Source organism: Planktothricoides sp. SR001 (genome assembly GCF_001276715.1).
GTDB lineage: Bacteria > Cyanobacteriota > Cyanobacteriia > Cyanobacteriales > Laspinemataceae > Planktothricoides > Planktothricoides raciborskii.
This window is the reverse complement of sequence record NZ_LIUQ01000006.1, coordinates 2707-23949: the sequence shown is the minus strand read 5'-3', so window position 1 is coordinate 23949 and position 21243 is coordinate 2707. Positions and strand designations below refer to the sequence as shown.

General features: G+C 42.3%; 11 protein-coding genes, 1 tRNA gene and 2 CRISPR repeat arrays. Of the genes, 10 read left to right on the top strand and 2 right to left on the bottom strand.

Going from position 1 to position 21243, the window contains the following annotated elements; translation table 11 throughout:
* Positions 1 to 31 precede the first annotated feature (31 nt).
* From AM228_RS05340 to bioF, 5 genes are all read left to right on the top strand, one after another.
* Positions 32 to 352 (top strand): hypothetical protein, encoded by a 321-nt coding sequence (locus AM228_RS05340; RefSeq protein ID WP_156331558.1) that lies wholly within the window; start codon positions 32 to 34, stop codon positions 350 to 352.
* Between the two features lie 137 nt (positions 353 to 489).
* Positions 490 to 693 (top strand): hypothetical protein, encoded by a 204-nt coding sequence (locus tag AM228_RS05335; protein WP_054465068.1) that lies wholly within the window; start codon positions 490 to 492, stop codon positions 691 to 693.
* A 76-nt stretch (positions 694 to 769) separates the two neighbouring features.
* Positions 770 to 1153 (top strand): papain fold toxin domain-containing protein, encoded by a 384-nt coding sequence (locus AM228_RS05330; protein WP_054465067.1) that lies wholly within the window; start codon positions 770 to 772, stop codon positions 1151 to 1153.
* Between the two features lie 28 nt (positions 1154 to 1181).
* Positions 1182 to 1568 carry a hypothetical protein gene (locus AM228_RS05325; protein WP_054465201.1) on the top strand — a complete coding sequence of 129 codons (387 nt, stop codon included), beginning with the start codon at positions 1182 to 1184 and terminating at the stop codon, positions 1566 to 1568.
* A gap of 65 nt (positions 1569 to 1633) precedes the next feature.
* Positions 1634 to 2812 (top strand): 8-amino-7-oxononanoate synthase, encoded by a 1179-nt coding sequence (bioF, locus tag AM228_RS05320; RefSeq protein ID WP_054465066.1) that lies wholly within the window; start codon positions 1634 to 1636, stop codon positions 2810 to 2812.
* A 107-nt stretch (positions 2813 to 2919) separates the two neighbouring features.
* Here the strand turns inward: bioF and AM228_RS05315 are convergent, their stop codons facing one another.
* Positions 2920 to 3141, bottom strand: coding sequence for a DUF6887 family protein (locus AM228_RS05315; RefSeq protein WP_054465065.1), 222 nt, complete (start codon positions 3139 to 3141; stop codon positions 2920 to 2922).
* An 82-nt stretch (positions 3142 to 3223) separates the two neighbouring features.
* Here AM228_RS05315 and AM228_RS05310 point away from each other — a divergent pair, with 82 nt between their 5' ends.
* The 4 genes from AM228_RS05310 (at position 3224) to AM228_RS05295 (ending at position 7915) form a co-directional block, all read left to right on the top strand.
* The gene (locus tag AM228_RS05310) at positions 3224 to 4729 is read left to right on the top strand and encodes an S-layer homology domain-containing protein (RefSeq protein ID WP_231636631.1); all 1506 of its coding nucleotides are present in this window, start codon (positions 3224 to 3226) and stop codon (positions 4727 to 4729) included.
* Positions 4730 to 5141: 412 nt separating this feature from the next.
* Positions 5142 to 6746: a B12-binding domain-containing radical SAM protein gene (locus AM228_RS05305; RefSeq protein ID WP_054465063.1), complete on the top strand. Its 1605-nt coding sequence runs from the start codon at positions 5142 to 5144 to the stop codon at positions 6744 to 6746.
* Between the two features lie 172 nt (positions 6747 to 6918).
* The gene (locus tag AM228_RS05300) at positions 6919 to 7632 is read left to right on the top strand and encodes a YdcF family protein (RefSeq protein ID WP_082348763.1); all 714 of its coding nucleotides are present in this window, start codon (positions 6919 to 6921) and stop codon (positions 7630 to 7632) included.
* Positions 7633 to 7842: 210 nt separating this feature from the next.
* A tRNA-Glu gene (locus AM228_RS05295) sits at positions 7843 to 7915 on the top strand.
* A gap of 19 nt (positions 7916 to 7934) precedes the next feature.
* On the opposite strand, the gene AM228_RS29220 is transcribed toward AM228_RS05295, so the two are convergent.
* Positions 7935 to 8213, bottom strand: coding sequence for a hypothetical protein (locus AM228_RS29220; protein ID WP_156331557.1), 279 nt, complete (start codon positions 8211 to 8213; stop codon positions 7935 to 7937).
* Between the two features lie 53 nt (positions 8214 to 8266).
* On the opposite strand from AM228_RS29220, the gene dusA reads away from it, so the two are divergent.
* Complete coding sequence (gene dusA, locus AM228_RS05290) at positions 8267 to 9301, top strand: tRNA dihydrouridine(20/20a) synthase DusA (RefSeq protein WP_054465062.1); 1035 nt, start codon at positions 8267 to 8269, stop codon at positions 9299 to 9301.
* Between the two features lie 359 nt (positions 9302 to 9660).
* A CRISPR array of direct repeats spans positions 9661 to 17862; the repeat unit is 37 nt; unit sequence GTTGCAACTATATTGAATCCCTATTAGGGATTGAAAC.
* A 113-nt stretch (positions 17863 to 17975) separates the two neighbouring features.
* A CRISPR array of direct repeats spans positions 17976 to 21211; the repeat unit is 37 nt; unit sequence GTTGCAACTATATTGAATCCCTATTAGGGATTGAAAC.
* Positions 21212 to 21243 lie beyond the last annotated feature (32 nt).

Genomic DNA, 21243 nt, shown 5'->3' with positions numbered 1-21243 from the left:
TCTTAATCAAGTTCTCGGTATAAAGCATAGGTTGTCGCAGAAACCCGGTTTCTCCGCAGCAACCCGGTTTATCCTCCAGCGTCCGTATTTACTTGGACAACGCTTTGATTGTACCCTGACTACTCTTTGGTTGATGTATCTGCAAGCAAACTCAACGAAAACTTTACAAAACTCAGGCGGTACGGAGGGGATATTGCCTCCGCAACGGGATTCCCGGATCTGGATCCGCTACGCGATCGCCCTTGGGTGGGGTCAAACCTTGGTACAATGTGAGGAAATGACGTTTTCGCCGGATTTTGTGGCGATCGCAAGAGCGCAATTTTCTCCGCGAGTAAACCACAAATACCTGTAGGGGCGAAGCATGACCGCAGACAAATTATTGATGAAAATATTAATCTGAATCCGGTCATGCTTCGCCCTAGCGTGGTTCAGTAATCTGAAAACCGCTGTAAACAAATCACAGAAACAAATCACAGGAAAAAGTTAATTATGGGAATTGAAAAAAGATTATCCAGAGCTATTTTTGCCCCGAATGAAATTGTGGAATTAAGACAACCTTGTTTTACTTCAACCCAAATGTTTGCCCCGGGAACTTATCCGGTGGAACAGTTACCAGATATTGCCTTTGAAATGGGCTTAGTAGAACGCTTGCGCCCTAGTCAAGGTAAAGCCGCAAAAGAAGAACAGTTATAAGATAAGAATTGGCGTGCCCGGAAGCGAAGATGCGGTGGATAAAAAGTTACAATGAAGCCGTTCTTTAAGTAAGGAGGTGTTTTTCCTGAAAAATCGTCCTGATGATGCTGAGATCGCGGAAATTTATGCCGCGATCGGTCGCCTTGTTATCCGATTTCCATTGCTCCACTGTGAGGAATGCGCTCGCACCCTCACAGTATGGCTTAAACAACGTGGAATCCCAGGAAAAATTTGGCGACTCTCGACTCGATACGATTATGAAGACTTTATTCTCAGCGAACGACTAGAAAAAATCGGTTGTACGGAAACTATTACGGAAAATGGCGTTCATTATGGAGTCGAAGTGTTTGGCAAAATCTTTGATAATCTTTCTACAGAGGGACTTTTGCCCGATGATTGGATTAAAGATTTTACCTCATTATCTAATGAATTTGATGTTGAAGTGATTTCGGAGTTTTAGGGATTTAATTAATTGTATGGAAAAAAAGATGAGTACATTATTTAATCTACTGGATAAAATCAAGATAAAACCGGCACTTTACCTGGGAACGAGTTCGATTACTCATTTAAGAATGTTCATTCTTGGCTATCGATTTGCTCGGTCAGAAATGGGCATTACTAACACGGAAGCAGAAAGTGACTTTTACAAAAACTTTCAACCCTGGCTGCAAAATCGCTTATCCATTCATACGGTTAATGGGTGGGATAAAATTATTTTGCTGACCTGTATCGACGAAAAAGCAGCTTTTGATTATTTCTTTAACCTGTTAGATGAGTTTCTCCAGCGCGATCGCAGCCAAACGATCGATCCAATTCTCGTCGAATCTGCCTCAAAAGATGCCAATTTTGTAGGGGCAAAGCATTCGCTCCGATAATTTTTCGGTTAAAATCAGAAATTTATCCGCGAATGCTTTGCCCTTAAATTGCCTAAGTCTAATCTATGAATCCTGAAAACCCATATAGTTGGATAGAAAAATCTCTCTCAGCAATTCACCGGGCTAACTGGCATCGATCGCCCCAAACTATAGAAAGTTTGCCGGGGTCATTGGTACAAGTAGAAGGCAGAAAACTGATGAATTTTGCCAGTAATGATTATCTCGGTTTAGCGGGGGACGATCGCCTAATTCAAGCCGCAATTAAAGCCACCCAAACTTATGGGACTGGGGCTACGGGGTCGCGTTTAATTACCGGAAATCGACCCCTACACCAGCAGTTAGAAGCAGCGATCGCCGACTGGAAACAAACCGATGCGGCGATCGTATTTTCTTCTGGTTATTTGGCGAATATTGGCGCGATCGCTGCTTTAGTTGGGCAACGAGATTTAATCCTCGGCGATCGATATAATCACTCTTGTTTAAAAAATGGTGCCATTCTCAGCGGCGCCACATTCAAAGAATATTCCCATAACCAAATAGAAGAGTTAAAAACCCTCTTAGAACAACATCGTCATCAACATCGACGCTGCCTGATTCTTTCTGATACCGTCTTCAGCATGGATGGGGATATTTGTCAAGTACCAGAATTGTTAAATTTGGCCGCAGAATTTGACTGTATGGTGTTAGTGGATGAAGCCCACGGTACGGGAGTTTTAGGCGAAACTGGGTCGGGGGCTGTAGAACACTTTGGCTGCACGGGCAAACCTTTAATTCAAATGGGGACTTTAAGTAAAGCTTTGGGCAGTTTGGGCGGTTATATTGCCGGAAGTGCCAGTTTAATCGACTTTTTGCGGAACCGCGCCCCCAGTTGGATTTATACTACCGGGTTATCCCCTGGGGATACGGCTGCCGCTTTGGAAGCGATCGCCATTATTCGCGCTGAACCGGAAAGACGGCAAAAACTTTGGCAAAATATCGCCTATTTGGAACAAGAATTTGCCACCAAACTGCCATCTTGCTGGAAAATCCTGCCCTCTCAGTCGCCAATTTTTGCCCTGCAAATGTCTGATGCGGCCGCAGTTTTAGCCGCCGGAAGCGAACTAAAAGCGGCGGGAATTTGGGCGGCGGCGGTGCGTCCCCCCACGGTGCCTACTAGCCGAATTCGCATTACCGTTATGGCTACTCACGAGTTAGAACATTGCCAATTTTTAGTCAATGTTTTATCCCAATTTGGCAACCCTTGAAACCGGGTTTTTTGTAACTCAGAGTAAGGGCGGGATTCAAACCATTGGTGTGAATCCCGCCCTTACATATCCACGACACAAACCCGGTTTTTTTTCGGGGGAAAAAACTATCCTTGATTTTTGGGGAGAGAGTCTTTACGAAATCGGGCGGTAAATTCTGGATATTGTTCTAAATCCTCAACCGAATCCACTGGCGGCATCTCCACCCAGTTTCCTTCTTGATGTAACCTGTCTATATAAGCATAAAATGCCTCTTGACTGTCTCGATGAGCCAGCATATATTTCTGCAATTCTTTTTGGCTCATTGCTTGAAAATTCGGTTCGATCATTCAATGTACCTCCAAGTACCTCCAATTTCCCCTGGGAATCCCAAAAATTGTCCCTTGGGTGGGAATTTCTGGGCGATCGCAGATGATTTTGCTCCGAAGCCCATCTAATTCATTTAAAATTGACAACGATCATTGCTTAAATATGAATGTGATGCTGCCTAACCTATCCTGTTTGCGATTCCGCCTTGGCGATCGCGAAAGCAAATCGCTCATTTCCACGATTGTACTCTTAATGCTTCTGACCTCTTGTGCGAATAGTCCGGCAGGCGAATCACTACAACGTTCATTAGAAGCGGATCCGCAACTGAAAGAGAATCAGCCCGATCTCGTCCAACCAACCACTCCCACTCCGGCCTCAACCGTGGCATTACCCCAGGATTTCCCCTTTGAGATTCCTTTATATCCAGGGGCAAAACTGCTGGCAGTGGAAACCGAACAACTCCAAGCGGCTACGGAAACCCCATCGGTTCCCACACCGCCAAAAACCGGGCAGATCGTCTCTACCCGTTGGCAGACTGATGATAGTCCCGAACAGGTGAGGACTTTTTGGCAATCGGAGTTGCAAAAAAATAATTGGCAGTTGGTTGGGGCATCCACCGATAGTCAACCGGATATTCAGGGAGATAAAATCATCGCTCGTCAAGAGAATCTAGAAGTCACTTTTTCCATAGTTCAAAAGCCCGATGCCGCAGCATCTAATCCCCAAAGTCCCACCCCTTTACCGACACAATATCTGATTTCTTACCATCGTCTTGACTCGGATGAGGTGGCAACTACCCCAAAAACCACCCCTGAGACGATCGCATCCACTGCACCACAAACCGCAGAAACTACAGAAACCGCGATTTCTACCGATCTTGACCAAGCCCCCGAACCGTTACGCTCATATATCCAAGACTTGAGTAAACTAGGGGTGTTGCAAATCCCCGTCAGTAAAGAAATCAATAGACAGAATGGTAAGGTCTTAGAACCGAATAAAGTTATTACTCGTCGTCAATACGCCCAATGGCTGATGTTGGCGAATAATAAAATTTATGCCAACCAACCGAGTAAACAAATTCGTGTAGCGACTACTAATGCTCAACCAGCTTTTCAAGATGTGCCCATCAGTGACCCGGATTTTCCGGTGATTCAAGGGTTAGCGGAAGCGGGAATTATTCCCAGTTCTTTGGCTGGGGAAACCACCACGGTGACTTTTAGCCCCGACCAACCCCTGACTAGGCAAGATTTGATCCTGTGGAAAGTTCCTCTGGATATTCGGCGATCGCTTCCCACCGCTTCCGTGGATACAGTTAAGGAAACGTGGGGTTTTCAAGACACCAGTAAAATCGATCCGAGGGCGCTGCGGGCAGTTTTGGCCGATCACCAAAATGGCGATTTGGCCAATATTCGCCGCGCTTTTGGTTATACCACCTTGTTTCAGCCCCAAAAGACGGTGACTCGCGCTGAAGCGGCAGCAGTGCTCTGGCATTTCGGCATTTCTGGAGAAGGGCGATCGGCTGCGGATGCCCTAGCCTTGTCCGCTACTCAGTCCACTCAGCCTACTCAGTCTACTCAGCCTACTCAGCCTACTCAGTCCACCCCATAAAGCTGCCAATTTTGCTGCTACGTTATATTATCGTCAAAAGTTATAATGTTCAAAAATTGCTGGAGGTTTCTGATTAAAATATTCTTTGAGATATGATGGAACTATTGCCTTTGTTTTAGAGAGAATGGTGCAACCAATGATGACTTCACGCGATTTTGAGGAAAACTAAACTAGGAAGTTGACAATGGCTTTGTCCTTGGAAATGATTTTGCCTTAGTAGGATCATCCCGATTGTGTAAATCAGCCTGTAGGGGCGAAGCATTCGCGGATTTATCTCTAAACCTAAGCCGAAAAGTTTATGCGCGAATGCTTCGCCAGGAAACTAAACTCCCCGCAGAATCAACCGATAAAGCCTGGACAATATATCCTAGTTTAGTAATTGATTACAAGTGTTGTTTCACAGAGAACATATATGCGAGTTTTACTGATTTATCCTCGATTTCCGAAAAGTTTCTGGTCATTTGAAAAAAGTCTAGAGTTAGTTGGTCGTAAAGCCCTGCTACCTCCTCTGGGTTTGATTACGGTCGCCGCCATTCTTCCTGATGAATGGGAATATAAATTAGTCGATCGCAATATTCAGGAAACCACCGAAGCAGATTGGGATTGGGCGGAACTGGTGATTCTGTCTGGAATGATTGTCCAAAAAGAGGATTTATTGGCGCAAATTCGGGAAGCCAAACGCCGAGGCAAACCTGTGGCTGTGGGTGGGCCTTATGCCACGGCATTACCCCATGAACCGGAAGAAGCTGGGGTGGATTATTTAATTTTGGATGAAGGGGAAATTACCCTGCCCATGTTTGTGGCAGCCCTAGAACGCGGCGAAACTCGTGGGGTTTTTCGGGCGAATGGAGAAAAACCCGATGTCACCTCTACCCCAATTCCTCGGTTTGAATTGGTGGATAAAGATGCTTATGATTCAATGGCGATTCAGTTTTCTCGCGGTTGCCCATTCCAATGCGAATTCTGCGATATTATTGTGCTTTATGGGCGCAAACCCCGGACGAAAACTCCAGAGCAGTTGTTAGCTGAATTAGACCGCCTTTATGAGTTGGGCTTTGACCAAAGTATTTTCTTGGTAGATGACAATTTTATTGGCAATAAACGCAATGTTAAGTTATTGCTAAAAGAGTTAAAGAAATGGCAAGAAGCACATAATTATCATTTCAAGTTTCATACAGAAGCTTCGGTGGATTTGGCTAACGATCCAGAGTTGATGGAAATGATGGTTGACTGCAATTTTATTGCGGTATTTTTGGGAATTGAAACTCCCGATGAAGCTAGTTTAACTCTAACTAAGAAGTTCCAAAATACTCGCGATTCTCTGAGCGATTCGGTGGAGAAGATTATTCGCGCTGGGTTGCGGGTGATGGCTGGGTTTATTATTGGTTTTGATGGGGAAAAACCAGGGGCAGGCGATCGCGTAGCCCGGTTTGTCCAGCAAACTTCCATCCCTATTGCCATGTTTAGTATGTTGCAAGCGCTGCCAGATACAGCCCTGTGGCATCGTCTGACGAAGGAAGGACGTATGCTCAACCAACAAGCGGCTGGCAACCAGACAACTTTGATGAACTTTGTCCCGACTCGACCGATTGAAGATATTGCTCGCGAATATATTGACGCCTTTTGGAAAATTTACGAGCCAATGCAATTTTTAGAGCGCACTTATCGTCATTTTCTAATGTTAGGCGCACCGAGAAATCGGGTGCAACGGCGGAAGTTAGTTAGCTGGACGACGATTCGCGCTTTATTGATTCTGTTTTGGCGTCAAGGAGTGGTGCGGGAAACTCGCAGTAAGTTTTGGATTTATCTGTATAACATTTTTAAGCAGAATCCTCGGGTTTGGGATCATTATTTGACGGTTTGCGCTCACTTTGAACATTTTTATGATTATCGTGACCTGGTGCGTCAGCAAATCGAAAGCCAGTTAGCCGAATATTTGGCAGCAAAAGCGGCTACGGATCGGGCAATGGCTGAAACCGAAGCAATGAAACCGGAAATTGAGTCCGCAGCGGCTTAATCCCATTTTCGATAAATTCGGCAACAGATCCCCCCAACCCGCATACGCTCAGGGGCAACCACGGGGGGATTGCCCCTACAAAAATTTTCGCATCACTCGCATGAATTGCTATAGCTATAGTAGGGTGGGCAAAATATTGCCCACCCTACAGTTGCGATTTTCCCCTGTGAATATGAAACTTAAGTCAAAAGCCATATCCCGCAGTAGGTCGATCGCCAGAAGATTTAGCCGATTTTGCCTGGTTCTCTTTGCGGTTGTGCTGATTTTTGGCGTCAGTTTTATTCCCCTGCGAATTGCGATCGCCTCCTGGCAAGTACCGGAACCCCAGGCAATTTTAGTCTTGAATGGCAATCCTAACCGGATTAGATTTGCGGCTGAGTTGTGGCAGTCTCACCAGAGTTTGGATATTTGGGTTTCTGCGGGCTCGGAGAGGGAAAAGCGCTTATATAGCGGGATTTTTGCGGCAGCAGGTATTCCCCCAGAGCAAATTCACTACGATCCTTGTGCTACGGATACGGTGACTAATTTTACTTGCACCGTAGATGATTTTATTCGGGCCCAGCGGCGGCATCTCTATTTGATTACGTCGGATTATCATATCGACCGTTCCCGAGCGATCGCTACTTTTGTCCTGGGGAGTCAGGGCATCATTGTGACTCCCATTTCTGTGCCTTCGCCAAATTTTCCCCGCGAATCAAGATGGCGCATTGTGAGAGACTGCTTTCGTTCGATTGTCTGGATTTTTACCGGACGCACTGGCGCCAGCCTTAATCCCCGCGTGGAAACCGAGTTGCCCAATTCGGCTTTAGATGAAAGCCAGCGATCGCGCTTACGGGAGCGGTTGTGCCGGATGGTTCCGGGGTTCTGCCAGGGACATAAACGATAAAGCCTAGGCAGGACAAGGGTTATAGCCTTTTAAGTCCCCCGCCAACCCAGGGGTGATTTTGCCCCAAAAAAATTTTTTAAATTTTTTTTGGTTTAGGGGTTGACATATCTAAAAAGATAGGTTACGGTATTAAAGGTGTGAGGGACAAACGAACACAAAGCGCACAAAACGCTTAAGATAACGTGAGTCTCAAGCCCAAACAAAAACCTAGCCCCCATCGTCTAGAGGCCTAGGACACCTCCCTTTCACGGAGGCGACGGGGATTCGAATTCCCCTGGGGGTATTCCCAAAGGAAAAGCACCTCAAAAGAGAGTCACAAACAACAAGTGATTCTCTTTTTTGTTGTTTGTTGGTTGGGGTGTAGGGTGTAGGGTGTAGGGTGTAGGGGAAGAGAGGGTGTAGGGTGTAGGGAATAGAGAATAGTGAATAGTGAATAGTGAATAGTAAATAGTAAATAGTGAATAGTGAATAGTAAATAGTGAATAGTGATATTTATTTTGTACGGGCGAATGGCCATTCGCCCCTACGACTACGGGCGAATGGCCATTCGCCCCTACGAATGCATCACTGTCTTCCCCCACACCCCCCACACCCCCCACACCCCACACCCCACACCCTACACCCTGTTCTATAAATGATGACTCTGAAAGATTGCATAAATCCATTAACACTCCAGGGCAACCCGTTAAGTGTGGCGCCGATGATGGATTATACCGATCGCCATTTTCGCTATTTTATGCGGCAGATTACCCGTCGGACGCTGTTATATACGGAGATGGTGACGACCGCAGCGATTATTCACGGCGATCGCCCCCGACTGTTGGGTTTTTCTCCAGAGGAAAAGCCCGTATCCCTGCAACTGGGGGGGGACGATCCGCAGGAGTTGGCGGAATGCGTTCGCATTGGGACGGATTTTGGCTATGACGAGATTAATTTAAATGTCGGTTGTCCCAGCAGTCGGGTGCAAAATGGCAATTTTGGGGCTTGTTTGATGGCCCAACCAGACCGAGTTGCCCGGGCAGTGGAGGCTATGCAGCAAGCGACCCATTTGCCGATTACGGTAAAACATCGGATTGGGATTGACGATCGCGATCGCTATGAGGATATGGCGAATTTTGTCCGGGTTGTTTCTGGGGCTGGGTGTCAGCGGTTTACCGTTCATGCCCGCAAAGCCTGGTTACAAGGGTTAAGTCCCAAGGAAAATCGCGATGTTCCGCCGTTGCGTTACGGTGATGTGTATCGTTTAAAGCAAGATTTTCCCCATTTGTTTGTGGAAATTAACGGCGGTGTGACTACTTTGGCCGAGGTTAAAGCACATTTGCAGTTGGTGGATGGGGTGATGATTGGTCGGGCAGCTTACGATCGCCCTTATTTGTTTGCGGAATGCGATCGGGAGATTTATGGGGAAAATACTACGCCCCTGACGCGGCATCAGGTGGTTGAGGCGATGCTGCCTTATATTGAGTATTGGCTGAGTCAAGGGTTGAGTTTAAATAAGATTAGCCGACATTTGTTGTTATTGTTTAATGGACAACCGGGGAGTCGTGTTTGGAAACGATATCTGAGTGAAAATACTCATGTTCCTGGGGCGGGAGTTGAGGTGATTCTGGCGGCTTTAGCCCAAGTTCCTCCCCCAGAGATGGCCGGTTTAACGGTATCAAATATTTGACAACGGTCTGAATCGGCTAGGTTATGGGGATGGGTGCTTATCGGTTTTGCGGTTGGTTATGGGCGGGGTATAATAGAGGTTGACCCGCAATCTGCGTCAGGGGATATTTGCGCGGAGGGGTGGGTGTAAAAACAGGGCAGGGCATTTTTTCCTCTGAACTGTTTATGGGGTCGAGGTTTGAGAGTTTTTGAGTCTCGAACCGATCCGCGCAAATCCTGAAATCCTTTGTGAGTGAGGGTTTTGCTTGATTCAGGTTTGAGGTCTGTTGACAAGTTTGGGGGCTTTGATGGTATGATGAAGTCGATTCGCGCAAATGAACCTGGAAAATTAAATAAATCAAGGGTTCCGAGCCCCGGCCAGTTGCAACTATATTGAATCCCTATTAGGGATTGAAACGGTTGATGAATTTTTGCGGGCTTCAAAAGATGAGCAGTTGCAACTATATTGAATCCCTATTAGGGATTGAAACCAACCCGTGGGGAATTGCCCTTAGACTCAACCCCCAAGTTGCAACTATATTGAATCCCTATTAGGGATTGAAACGGCAATTTGTAACTAATAAAACTTTACAGTAGCAGTTGCAACTATATTGAATCCCTATTAGGGATTGAAACAAACGAAGGTGGCAAGCTTGACAAGGTAAACTGGAGTTGCAACTATATTGAATCCCTATTAGGGATTGAAACGCCCGAAAGCCGGTAGAGCAGGCAATTTTTGAGTAACGTTGCAACTATATTGAATCCCTATTAGGGATTGAAACCAGATCAAGCATTTTTTAACCTCTAAAATGGGATAGAGTTGCAACTATATTGAATCCCTATTAGGGATTGAAACTACCAAAAACGGATGCGCTTGTGGGCCGAAAAAGCTGGTTGCAACTATATTGAATCCCTATTAGGGATTGAAACGCAACTTGGCACTTTCAAATTGGTTAGAATTCCATGTGTTGCAACTATATTGAATCCCTATTAGGGATTGAAACCCTGAGAGCGATCGCAGCCCATCTTTCATCTCTAGGCGTTGCAACTATATTGAATCCCTATTAGGGATTGAAACAGGAACAGACCAATTGATTAAACCCATCGCCCTAAGCTGTTGCAACTATATTGAATCCCTATTAGGGATTGAAACTAACCAAGAATCGCGATACACACGGGCTAAGGCTTCGTTGCAACTATATTGAATCCCTATTAGGGATTGAAACGGATCGCCCCTTGGTAGTACGGATGGACAAAATTTGTTGCAACTATATTGAATCCCTATTAGGGATTGAAACGATCTTAACAGCGATCGCGTGATTTTTTCTACTTAGTGTTGCAACTATATTGAATCCCTATTAGGGATTGAAACTCACAGTCAATTCGACAAATTGAAAATCCCTACGATGAGTTGCAACTATATTGAATCCCTATTAGGGATTGAAACACCCTACTTTTCTTGCCTCACGAATCAACGACAAGTTGCAACTATATTGAATCCCTATTAGGGATTGAAACGATTCACCACTCTAACAAGAACACGGAGCAAACCGGGGTTGCAACTATATTGAATCCCTATTAGGGATTGAAACCCTACCACGGGCACCTAGCGGATAAAACCGAACCAGTTGCAACTATATTGAATCCCTATTAGGGATTGAAACTTACAACAGATTATAAGCCATAAAAACAGTGATCAGTTGCAACTATATTGAATCCCTATTAGGGATTGAAACCGATGCCGAATTTACCAAGTTTAAGAACTTGGTAAAGGTTGCAACTATATTGAATCCCTATTAGGGATTGAAACTGCACTTATCTTTCCGACAATCGCCAGCTAGAGAAAATGTTGCAACTATATTGAATCCCTATTAGGGATTGAAACCGCTGCATTGCCAGAGATATTGCCAGTAATTTGTGGTTGCAACTATATTGAATCCCTATTAGGGATTGAAACCCGTCCACGATGGAATCTAGTTCCCATCTCTTACAAGTTGCAACTATATTGAATCCCTATTAGGGATTGAAACTACTGGCAAAAAACCCTTAAAAGCCAACAGCCTTATCGTTGCAACTATATTGAATCCCTATTAGGGATTGAAACTTGGCTTAAGAAATGGCCAAAAAATAGAGATAAAAGTTGCAACTATATTGAATCCCTATTAGGGATTGAAACTGAATATCGCGATCGCCATAAATATATTCTGCTAAGTTGCAACTATATTGAATCCCTATTAGGGATTGAAACAAGCCACCCAACCCAACGGATCTAAGTGCTTCCACAGTTGCAACTATATTGAATCCCTATTAGGGATTGAAACACTCGAAGCGGCTAAAGGCTAAATCCCCAAAACAAAAGTTGCAACTATATTGAATCCCTATTAGGGATTGAAACTGCATATCCCTCGGAAGGCATCCACCAGTCACACCAGTTGCAACTATATTGAATCCCTATTAGGGATTGAAACGCAGACAATAGGAGATGCCCCCTATTGTTTCGGGTTGCAACTATATTGAATCCCTATTAGGGATTGAAACAACTTTCAGCAATTCACTGGGATTGATCACATACACGGAGTTGCAACTATATTGAATCCCTATTAGGGATTGAAACAACAATTGCCCAGCATCTAATTGAATAACTTCATAGTTGCAACTATATTGAATCCCTATTAGGGATTGAAACGCGATCGCAGTGGTGGCGGTATCGGTTGCTGTATCGTTGCAACTATATTGAATCCCTATTAGGGATTGAAACCGCGGGCGGAGCCGCACTACTATTTGCAAAACCAAGTTGCAACTATATTGAATCCCTATTAGGGATTGAAACATTAAAATGGCTTCTTTAGCCAAATCAAGGGTTAGGTTGCAACTATATTGAATCCCTATTAGGGATTGAAACTCACGTCTTCAGCGATACTCTCTGGCACCCGGATAGTTGCAACTATATTGAATCCCTATTAGGGATTGAAACAATTTTTTGAATTATTGGATTTTTATTCGATTGAGTTGCAACTATATTGAATCCCTATTAGGGATTGAAACATCAAAACCTCTAATGATTGCCAAAGTTCTTTGGCGTTGCAACTATATTGAATCCCTATTAGGGATTGAAACATTTTATTTTCATTGTAACACAGTTACCAAAAAAAGGTTGCAACTATATTGAATCCCTATTAGGGATTGAAACTTAAAACTCATTGTACTTTCTCCTTAATTTGATTCGTTGCAACTATATTGAATCCCTATTAGGGATTGAAACAAAAATTATTCAAACAAATAACTTGTTTTTTCGTGTTGCAACTATATTGAATCCCTATTAGGGATTGAAACATCGAAAGCAAAACTGGAGACCAAAATGCAAAATTTGTTGCAACTATATTGAATCCCTATTAGGGATTGAAACAGATGAGTTGAAACTTGATGGCTTACTGGTGCCACCATCGGCACAGTTGCAACTATATTGAATCCCTATTAGGGATTGAAACCATAAATTGTTTTTGCGGATTCCTTGAACTCGGTAAGTTGCAACTATATTGAATCCCTATTAGGGATTGAAACAGATAGAGCTACAACAGAAGCCTTTGCGAGATCAGGTTGCAACTATATTGAATCCCTATTAGGGATTGAAACTTTTTTCTAGAAACATTTCATAATCTTTTATCCGCGCGTTGCAACTATATTGAATCCCTATTAGGGATTGAAACCCTGCCCTTCTTCGGGAGATAACCGGAATTGACCAGGTTGCAACTATATTGAATCCCTATTAGGGATTGAAACAGAAATATCTGTACTCAGTGGTAGCCTATCTATATAGTTGCAACTATATTGAATCCCTATTAGGGATTGAAACTTCAAAGTTTGGCGTGTACGCATCAATCCATTTACTGTTGCAACTATATTGAATCCCTATTAGGGATTGAAACGGACACGACCATTTCCCGGTGCTGTTGAAACTGCGGTTGCAACTATATTGAATCCCTATTAGGGATTGAAACTGTGATTTCCAATTGCAACCATCGGGGGTAGACAAGGGTTGCAACTATATTGAATCCCTATTAGGGATTGAAACGGATTTAAAAAAGTCCACGGGGTTAACACTAATCTGGTTGCAACTATATTGAATCCCTATTAGGGATTGAAACAGATGTTGACTTTGTTTCGGGTTCGCTGGATTCAAGTTGCAACTATATTGAATCCCTATTAGGGATTGAAACAATATCAATTTTTCCATCAAAAACTAAGCGAATAGTTGCAACTATATTGAATCCCTATTAGGGATTGAAACCAAAGAGTAAAAACTGCCAAAAAATGGCAGGTTTCTTTTGTTGCAACTATATTGAATCCCTATTAGGGATTGAAACTTTCTTGGCTTACCATCATCGGTACAACAGGAGCGTTGCAACTATATTGAATCCCTATTAGGGATTGAAACGAATATTCAATCAAAGAAGCAGAAAAGATTGCAAAGCAAAGTTGCAACTATATTGAATCCCTATTAGGGATTGAAACATTTTTTTGATACTTTTAGAATACCACCTAATTACCGTTGCAACTATATTGAATCCCTATTAGGGATTGAAACTTGATAGACCTGAAAGTAAATTTGAGCGTCGTTATCAGGTTGCAACTATATTGAATCCCTATTAGGGATTGAAACAGAACCAAAAACATGGCTATCAAATGGCGGCTTAAGTTGCAACTATATTGAATCCCTATTAGGGATTGAAACTCCGCACCTATTTTGATAGCCTCACCAATTTTCCGAGTTGCAACTATATTGAATCCCTATTAGGGATTGAAACACGCCACTGCCATGCCTCACACTCGCTAGACAATGTTGCAACTATATTGAATCCCTATTAGGGATTGAAACATCTAGCCGATAAGACCGAACCATATCAACGGATGTTGCAACTATATTGAATCCCTATTAGGGATTGAAACATACAATTGAAATCATAAAGGGCTCCTTGTGGTGAGTTGCAACTATATTGAATCCCTATTAGGGATTGAAACACCATCCTACTCATGGATCCTATGCAATTTTTGAAGAGTTGCAACTATATTGAATCCCTATTAGGGATTGAAACCCGAAAGGTGAGAGGCGATCGCTCTTAAAGACTTACCCGTTGCAACTATATTGAATCCCTATTAGGGATTGAAACATTAAGCAGTTCAGCCGGGGTAATGATGGCATTTTGTTGCAACTATATTGAATCCCTATTAGGGATTGAAACATCTGGAAAAAAACCGATCAGCAAGCGATCGCGTTGCAACTATATTGAATCCCTATTAGGGATTGAAACTTGTAATTAAACATTAATTACATTTATATGGCAGGTTGCAACTATATTGAATCCCTATTAGGGATTGAAACAAATTTTTGACTACTCTGATTATATCGCAGAAAGTCAGTTGCAACTATATTGAATCCCTATTAGGGATTGAAACAGAGCAAAAACTAATTAGAGATTTTATGTCACGGCATAGTTGCAACTATATTGAATCCCTATTAGGGATTGAAACGCTGGTTTTAGAGGTTCATCATCCAACCCGAAAACGGAGTTGCAACTATATTGAATCCCTATTAGGGATTGAAACATCGATCCCTTTTCCGAGGGATACCTCCCATGATAGTTGCAACTATATTGAATCCCTATTAGGGATTGAAACTTGATGGCCCCAAATGTCCCGAATGTGGGTCAAAAAATGTTGCAACTATATTGAATCCCTATTAGGGATTGAAACGTCTAGCAACCGATTCTGGTAAACCTGAAAGTAGATTTGGTTGCAACTATATTGAATCCCTATTAGGGATTGAAACGCAAGCTACGCGGGGATACTTTTTTCTTACTTCCAAATGTTGCAACTATATTGAATCCCTATTAGGGATTGAAACACCATTGCAAAACCCTACAACCCCGAAAACGACGCGTTGCAACTATATTGAATCCCTATTAGGGATTGAAACTTCCTCAATGCGGATGACTTGCTTGCCTTCCACTAGTTGCAACTATATTGAATCCCTATTAGGGATTGAAACAAAAATTGCTGACTTAAAGGATTGCATTAGACCGTTGCAACTATATTGAATCCCTATTAGGGATTGAAACTGAAAAAAAATCGACAACTGCAAAGGGCGCTTGAGTTGCAACTATATTGAATCCCTATTAGGGATTGAAACGCAGCCCTGTTGTAATTTGGCTGACAATTTTAGTACAGGTTGCAACTATATTGAATCCCTATTAGGGATTGAAACTCCCAGTAATCCAATTATTTTCGCATCGGATATCGTTGCAACTATATTGAATCCCTATTAGGGATTGAAACTATCTGGCTATCGGCTATCTGGCTATCTAGTAAAAAGATGTTGCAACTATATTGAATCCCTATTAGGGATTGAAACACTCCTAACCGGACGCCGTAACGTAGAATTGCTGAAAAGTTGCAACTATATTGAATCCCTATTAGGGATTGAAACTGCTAATTTCCACTGGCTTTGCTGGCGATCACTTTGTTGCAACTATATTGAATCCCTATTAGGGATTGAAACCAGATTTTTTTCAAATCCCATGTTGACCAATAAAGTTGCAACTATATTGAATCCCTATTAGGGATTGAAACCCTATGTCGCTCAGAATCGGTATGGCGTAAGGCTGTTGCAACTATATTGAATCCCTATTAGGGATTGAAACTCGTGACTTAGCACTAACTCTCACCGAGCCTCACAGTTGCAACTATATTGAATCCCTATTAGGGATTGAAACATTTTTTGGCCTTCAATTTGCAATTGTTGATACAGTTGCAACTATATTGAATCCCTATTAGGGATTGAAACAAAAAGAATTCATATAAAACCGATTCTATTTTTTTGTTGCAACTATATTGAATCCCTATTAGGGATTGAAACAAACCGAATGTTACTCGGTAGACCGATTACTGTAGAGTTGCAACTATATTGAATCCCTATTAGGGATTGAAACATTCAGCGAGTGAAATACTAAATTACTCATAAAGGTTGCAACTATATTGAATCCCTATTAGGGATTGAAACGTCTCCTTTTGGTCCTTGAATACCCTGGTCACCCAGTTGCAACTATATTGAATCCCTATTAGGGATTGAAACTTCTGCGTTCTTCCATATCAATCATCCGCCGCTGGTTGCAACTATATTGAATCCCTATTAGGGATTGAAACCAGCAATATTTCCCAGAATTTGCCAATCATCTGGAGGTTGCAACTATATTGAATCCCTATTAGGGATTGAAACCACAAAACTCGCGGTATTGACGAGATTTCTTAGGGTTGCAACTATATTGAATCCCTATTAGGGATTGAAACTGGAGAGACTGCATCCGCTTATAGGGCTGTTTGCTCGTTGCAACTATATTGAATCCCTATTAGGGATTGAAACGCACTCTTTTGCCCGTAATTCTGACAGCTTATTCAGGTTGCAACTATATTGAATCCCTATTAGGGATTGAAACTTGTGAGGTAGCAATGAAAAATCAAACTTATCTTGTTGCAACTATATTGAATCCCTATTAGGGATTGAAACTCAAAAATAACTGGGTAAACAACCCAGCGATCGCGTTGCAACTATATTGAATCCCTATTAGGGATTGAAACTAGAATAAGCATATTTAGGTTGCCTAATTATTGCGTTGCAACTATATTGAATCCCTATTAGGGATTGAAACCCGGCGAAGGCACTGCCGGGAAAATCTCTGTAGAAGTTGCAACTATATTGAATCCCTATTAGGGATTGAAACCCAGCTTTGGCGTATGGTGCAACCAACATATCAAGTTGCAACTATATTGAATCCCTATTAGGGATTGAAACTAAAATTTTTCCTGACCACGTTATCGATCTGTATCGTTGCAACTATATTGAATCCCTATTAGGGATTGAAACTACCTCATCTTCCATCTGTAATAAAATCATCTAATTCTTGAATTCGTTGCAACTATATTGAATCCCTATTAGGGATTGAAACTACCTCATCAGCACCACCTCTAAAGCGGGTGGCGGTTGCAACTATATTGAATCCCTATTAGGGATTGAAACTTGGTTGGCTTATGGCGTTGCATTCACTACGGTTCCTGTTGCAACTATATTGAATCCCTATTAGGGATTGAAACATTTGCCGATTCAATTTGCTGATTTAGTGCATTAAGTTGCAACTATATTGAATCCCTATTAGGGATTGAAACGTCCCAATTTTCGATTGTCCAGAGTCCGTCCGCTGCATGTTGCAACTATATTGAATCCCTATTAGGGATTGAAACTGATTGCTAGAAAGATCGTGGCGCAGGTCACTGAACTGTTGCAACTATATTGAATCCCTATTAGGGATTGAAACCCGCCTATTGAGCAAATTACAAAATTTCCATTTGCGTTGCAACTATATTGAATCCCTATTAGGGATTGAAACTATTGTAGTAGCATTGCTACCGTCTGGACAAATCGTTGCAACTATATTGAATCCCTATTAGGGATTGAAACTCGACTGATGAGCAAGCATCCGAGGGAATTTCAATCGGTTGCAACTATATTGAATCCCTATTAGGGATTGAAACCGATACAACTGTGACAGATGGATTTACGCTTGGAAATGGCTTGGCAATGCCATGATAAAGCTGTGAAATTGAAACCGATACAACTGTGACAGATGGATTTACGCCCCGGTAGAGTTGCAACTATATTGAATCCCTATTAGGGATTGAAACGGGTGTAGCTATTAAATTTCTGCCAGCTTTGATGCGTTGCAACTATATTGAATCCCTATTAGGGATTGAAACGGGATTCAGTGGAGAATCTTGCATAATAAGGATTTGTTGCAACTATATTGAATCCCTATTAGGGATTGAAACTTTGCCATCCTCAGCCCTGCCACGGTGAAATAATTGTTGCAACTATATTGAATCCCTATTAGGGATTGAAACCACCGCAGGAAAAATCAGAGCCAACTACTCAAACAGTTGCAACTATATTGAATCCCTATTAGGGATTGAAACATAATATCTTCTCTCCTTAATTAATTCTCTACCTAGTTGCAACTATATTGAATCCCTATTAGGGATTGAAACATTTATGGGGCCCGCAGCCGGTCTACCAATCCATTTGTTGCAACTATATTGAATCCCTATTAGGGATTGAAACTTCCAATCGAATTTATGGGAATCCAAAAGCCCTGCCAAAGTTGCAACTATATTGAATCCCTATTAGGGATTGAAACAGGCATTGGCCCGCATCCGGTACAATGCACCCCGAGTTGCAACTATATTGAATCCCTATTAGGGATTGAAACGATGTGCTGAATGGCTAGATTCATCATTTCAGAAAAATGTTGCAACTATATTGAATCCCTATTAGGGATTGAAACAAGCCTTGGCCAATATCAAGTGACGCCTTAGAGTTGCAACTATATTGAATCCCTATTAGGGATTGAAACCAACGCCTACGAGATGGTAAAGAGCCTGATTTCGTTGCAACTATATTGAATCCCTATTAGGGATTGAAACATCCGTTGTGATTGAAACCGAGGGCGTGTCAGCCTACAGTTGCAACTATATTGAATCCCTATTAGGGATTGAAACGAGAGAATCCGCCGAAAGCTATCAGTAGCAAGGTTTGTTGCAACTATATTGAATCCCTATTAGGGATTGAAACCGGGCTAATTCCTCATCAATGGCGCTGGTCAACGTTGCAACTATATTGAATCCCTATTAGGGATTGAAACACAATTTTTGAGTATGGCACAATTTTCGATTTCGGTTGCAACTATATTGAATCCCTATTAGGGATTGAAACCTCAGCAAGGGACAATTTTTGCAGGATTTTAAAAAGTTGGAACTATATTGAATCCCTATTAGGGATTGAAACTGTGTTTTCTGTCTCGTCTGGGCTCTGGGGTTCGGGTCCGTTGCAACTATATTGAATCCCTATTAGGGATTGAAACGCTTGCCGACGATATATCGCCGTGAATGATTCGCTGTTGCAACTATATTGAATCCCTATTAGGGATTGAAACGCAACCCAGCGGGGCAAGGCCCACCAGGAAAAGAGTTGCAACTATATTGAATCCCTATTAGGGATTGAAACTCAAAAGGATCTAGAATATTTTGGGATTTCTACTTTGTTGCAACTATATTGAATCCCTATTAGGGATTGAAACTTTTTTTTTTTTTAACAGCTTGCTAGAAAATATATTGTTGCAACTATATTGAATCCCTATTAGGGATTGAAACAGGCCGGCGAAATTCCCTGCAAAATTTATCGGGGATGTTGCAACTATATTGAATCCCTATTAGGGATTGAAACGTGCGGCATTTAAGAAGTGTCAGGCCGGCGAAATTCGTTGCAACTATATTGAATCCCTATTAGGGATTGAAACCCAATTTCCCTATATATATACATATATAAAAGGAGAGAAGTTGCAACTATATTGAATCCCTATTAGGGATTGAAACGTTGATCGCTCTTTTCCTGATGTGCGGCTGTATTGTTGCAACTATATTGAATCCCTATTAGGGATTGAAACGTGGTTGGTTGCGATAGGGCTGGCAAGTTAGGATGGTTGCAACTATATTGAATCCCTATTAGGGATTGAAACCCATCGGCCAACTCAGCAGTACCATTGAATTAGCGTGTTGCAACTATATTGAATCCCTATTAGGGATTGAAACCCCACTGGGCAGCCTTAGCCTCAGCTTCCAAGATCGTTGCAACTATATTGAATCCCTATTAGGGATTGAAACGGCTAGAGACTACTGCTTTGCACCGGGGGCTAACGTTGCAACTATATTGAATCCCTATTAGGGATTGAAACTATTTACCTAAAATTAAATTTTTGGATGAATTAGTTGCAACTATATTGAATCCCTATTAGGGATTGAAACTGACTGGAATCAAAACGGAAAACTGGAAAACTGAGAAAGAGTTGCAACTATATTGAATCCCTATTAGGGATTGAAACAAAATCATCAACGGATGATGAATCCCGAACCTCTATGGTTGCAACTATATTGAATCCCTATTAGGGATTGAAACCCAACTTTTGATTGGGACGGCTGAAACTCAATCCCCGGTTGCAACTATATTGAATCCCTATTAGGGATTGAAACTTACGGATAGCTGATATGTTGTATCGGCTATCGGCGTTGCAACTATATTGAATCCCTATTAGGGATTGAAACGTTTTAGTCTGTCATGCCCACAATCCCAGACTTTCCCGTTGCAACTATATTGAATCCCTATTAGGGATTGAAACGCTTGTGTGGGCGATCGCTATCAGACTCACCCCATAGTTGCAACTATATTGAATCCCTATTAGGGATTGAAACTTGGCGATCGCCCCAACCTTTAGGCGGTAATCCCGGAGTTGCAACTATATTGAATCCCTATTAGGGATTGAAACGCAAAAAATGTTGGAGCAATCTGATAGAAATTATCAAGGTTGCAACTATATTGAATCCCTATTAGGGATTGAAACTTCTCAGGACCTTCCGTGGCAATGATGTCGATCGCGCGTTGCAACTATATTGAATCCCTATTAGGGATTGAAACTATTCTTTCTACGCTGCGCCGAAGGCTTGCTTAGTCGTTGCAACTATATTGAATCCCTATTAGGGATTGAAACGGCCATCTCGAAAGCGATCGCCCGACTGAGAAAAGTTGCAACTATATTGAATCCCTATTAGGGATTGAAACTAAAACTCATTATATTTTCTCCTTAATTTGATTCCAGTTGCAACTATATTGAATCCCTATTAGGGATTGAAACGCTATCGCTCCATTTAAGTGTAGTTTTCTGATGCGTTGCAACTATATTGAATCCCTATTAGGGATTGAAACTTTCCTGCCGCCTACGCCGGTCGCGGCCTAGCATTGTTGCAACTATATTGAATCCCTATTAGGGATTGAAACTGACCCAAATCACCAAAAAAGCGGGAGAACTT

Coding starts and splice junctions, on each gene's coding strand:
- AM228_RS05325 (WP_054465201.1), top strand. CDS start 1,182: ATGAGTACATTATTTAATCTACTGGATAAAATCAAGATAAAACCGGCA.
- AM228_RS05335 (WP_054465068.1), top strand. CDS start 490: ATGGGAATTGAAAAAAGATTATCCAGAGCTATTTTTGCCCCGAATGAA.
- AM228_RS05300 (WP_082348763.1), top strand. CDS start 6,919: ATGAAACTTAAGTCAAAAGCCATATCCCGCAGTAGGTCGATCGCCAGA.
- dusA (WP_054465062.1), top strand. CDS start 8,267: ATGATGACTCTGAAAGATTGCATAAATCCATTAACACTCCAGGGCAAC.
- AM228_RS05305 (WP_054465063.1), top strand. CDS start 5,142: ATGCGAGTTTTACTGATTTATCCTCGATTTCCGAAAAGTTTCTGGTCA.
- AM228_RS05315 (WP_054465065.1), bottom strand. CDS start 3,141: ATGATCGAACCGAATTTTCAAGCAATGAGCCAAAAAGAATTGCAGAAA.
- AM228_RS05310 (WP_231636631.1), top strand. CDS start 3,224: ATGATTTTGCTCCGAAGCCCATCTAATTCATTTAAAATTGACAACGAT.
- bioF (WP_054465066.1), top strand. CDS start 1,634: ATGAATCCTGAAAACCCATATAGTTGGATAGAAAAATCTCTCTCAGCA.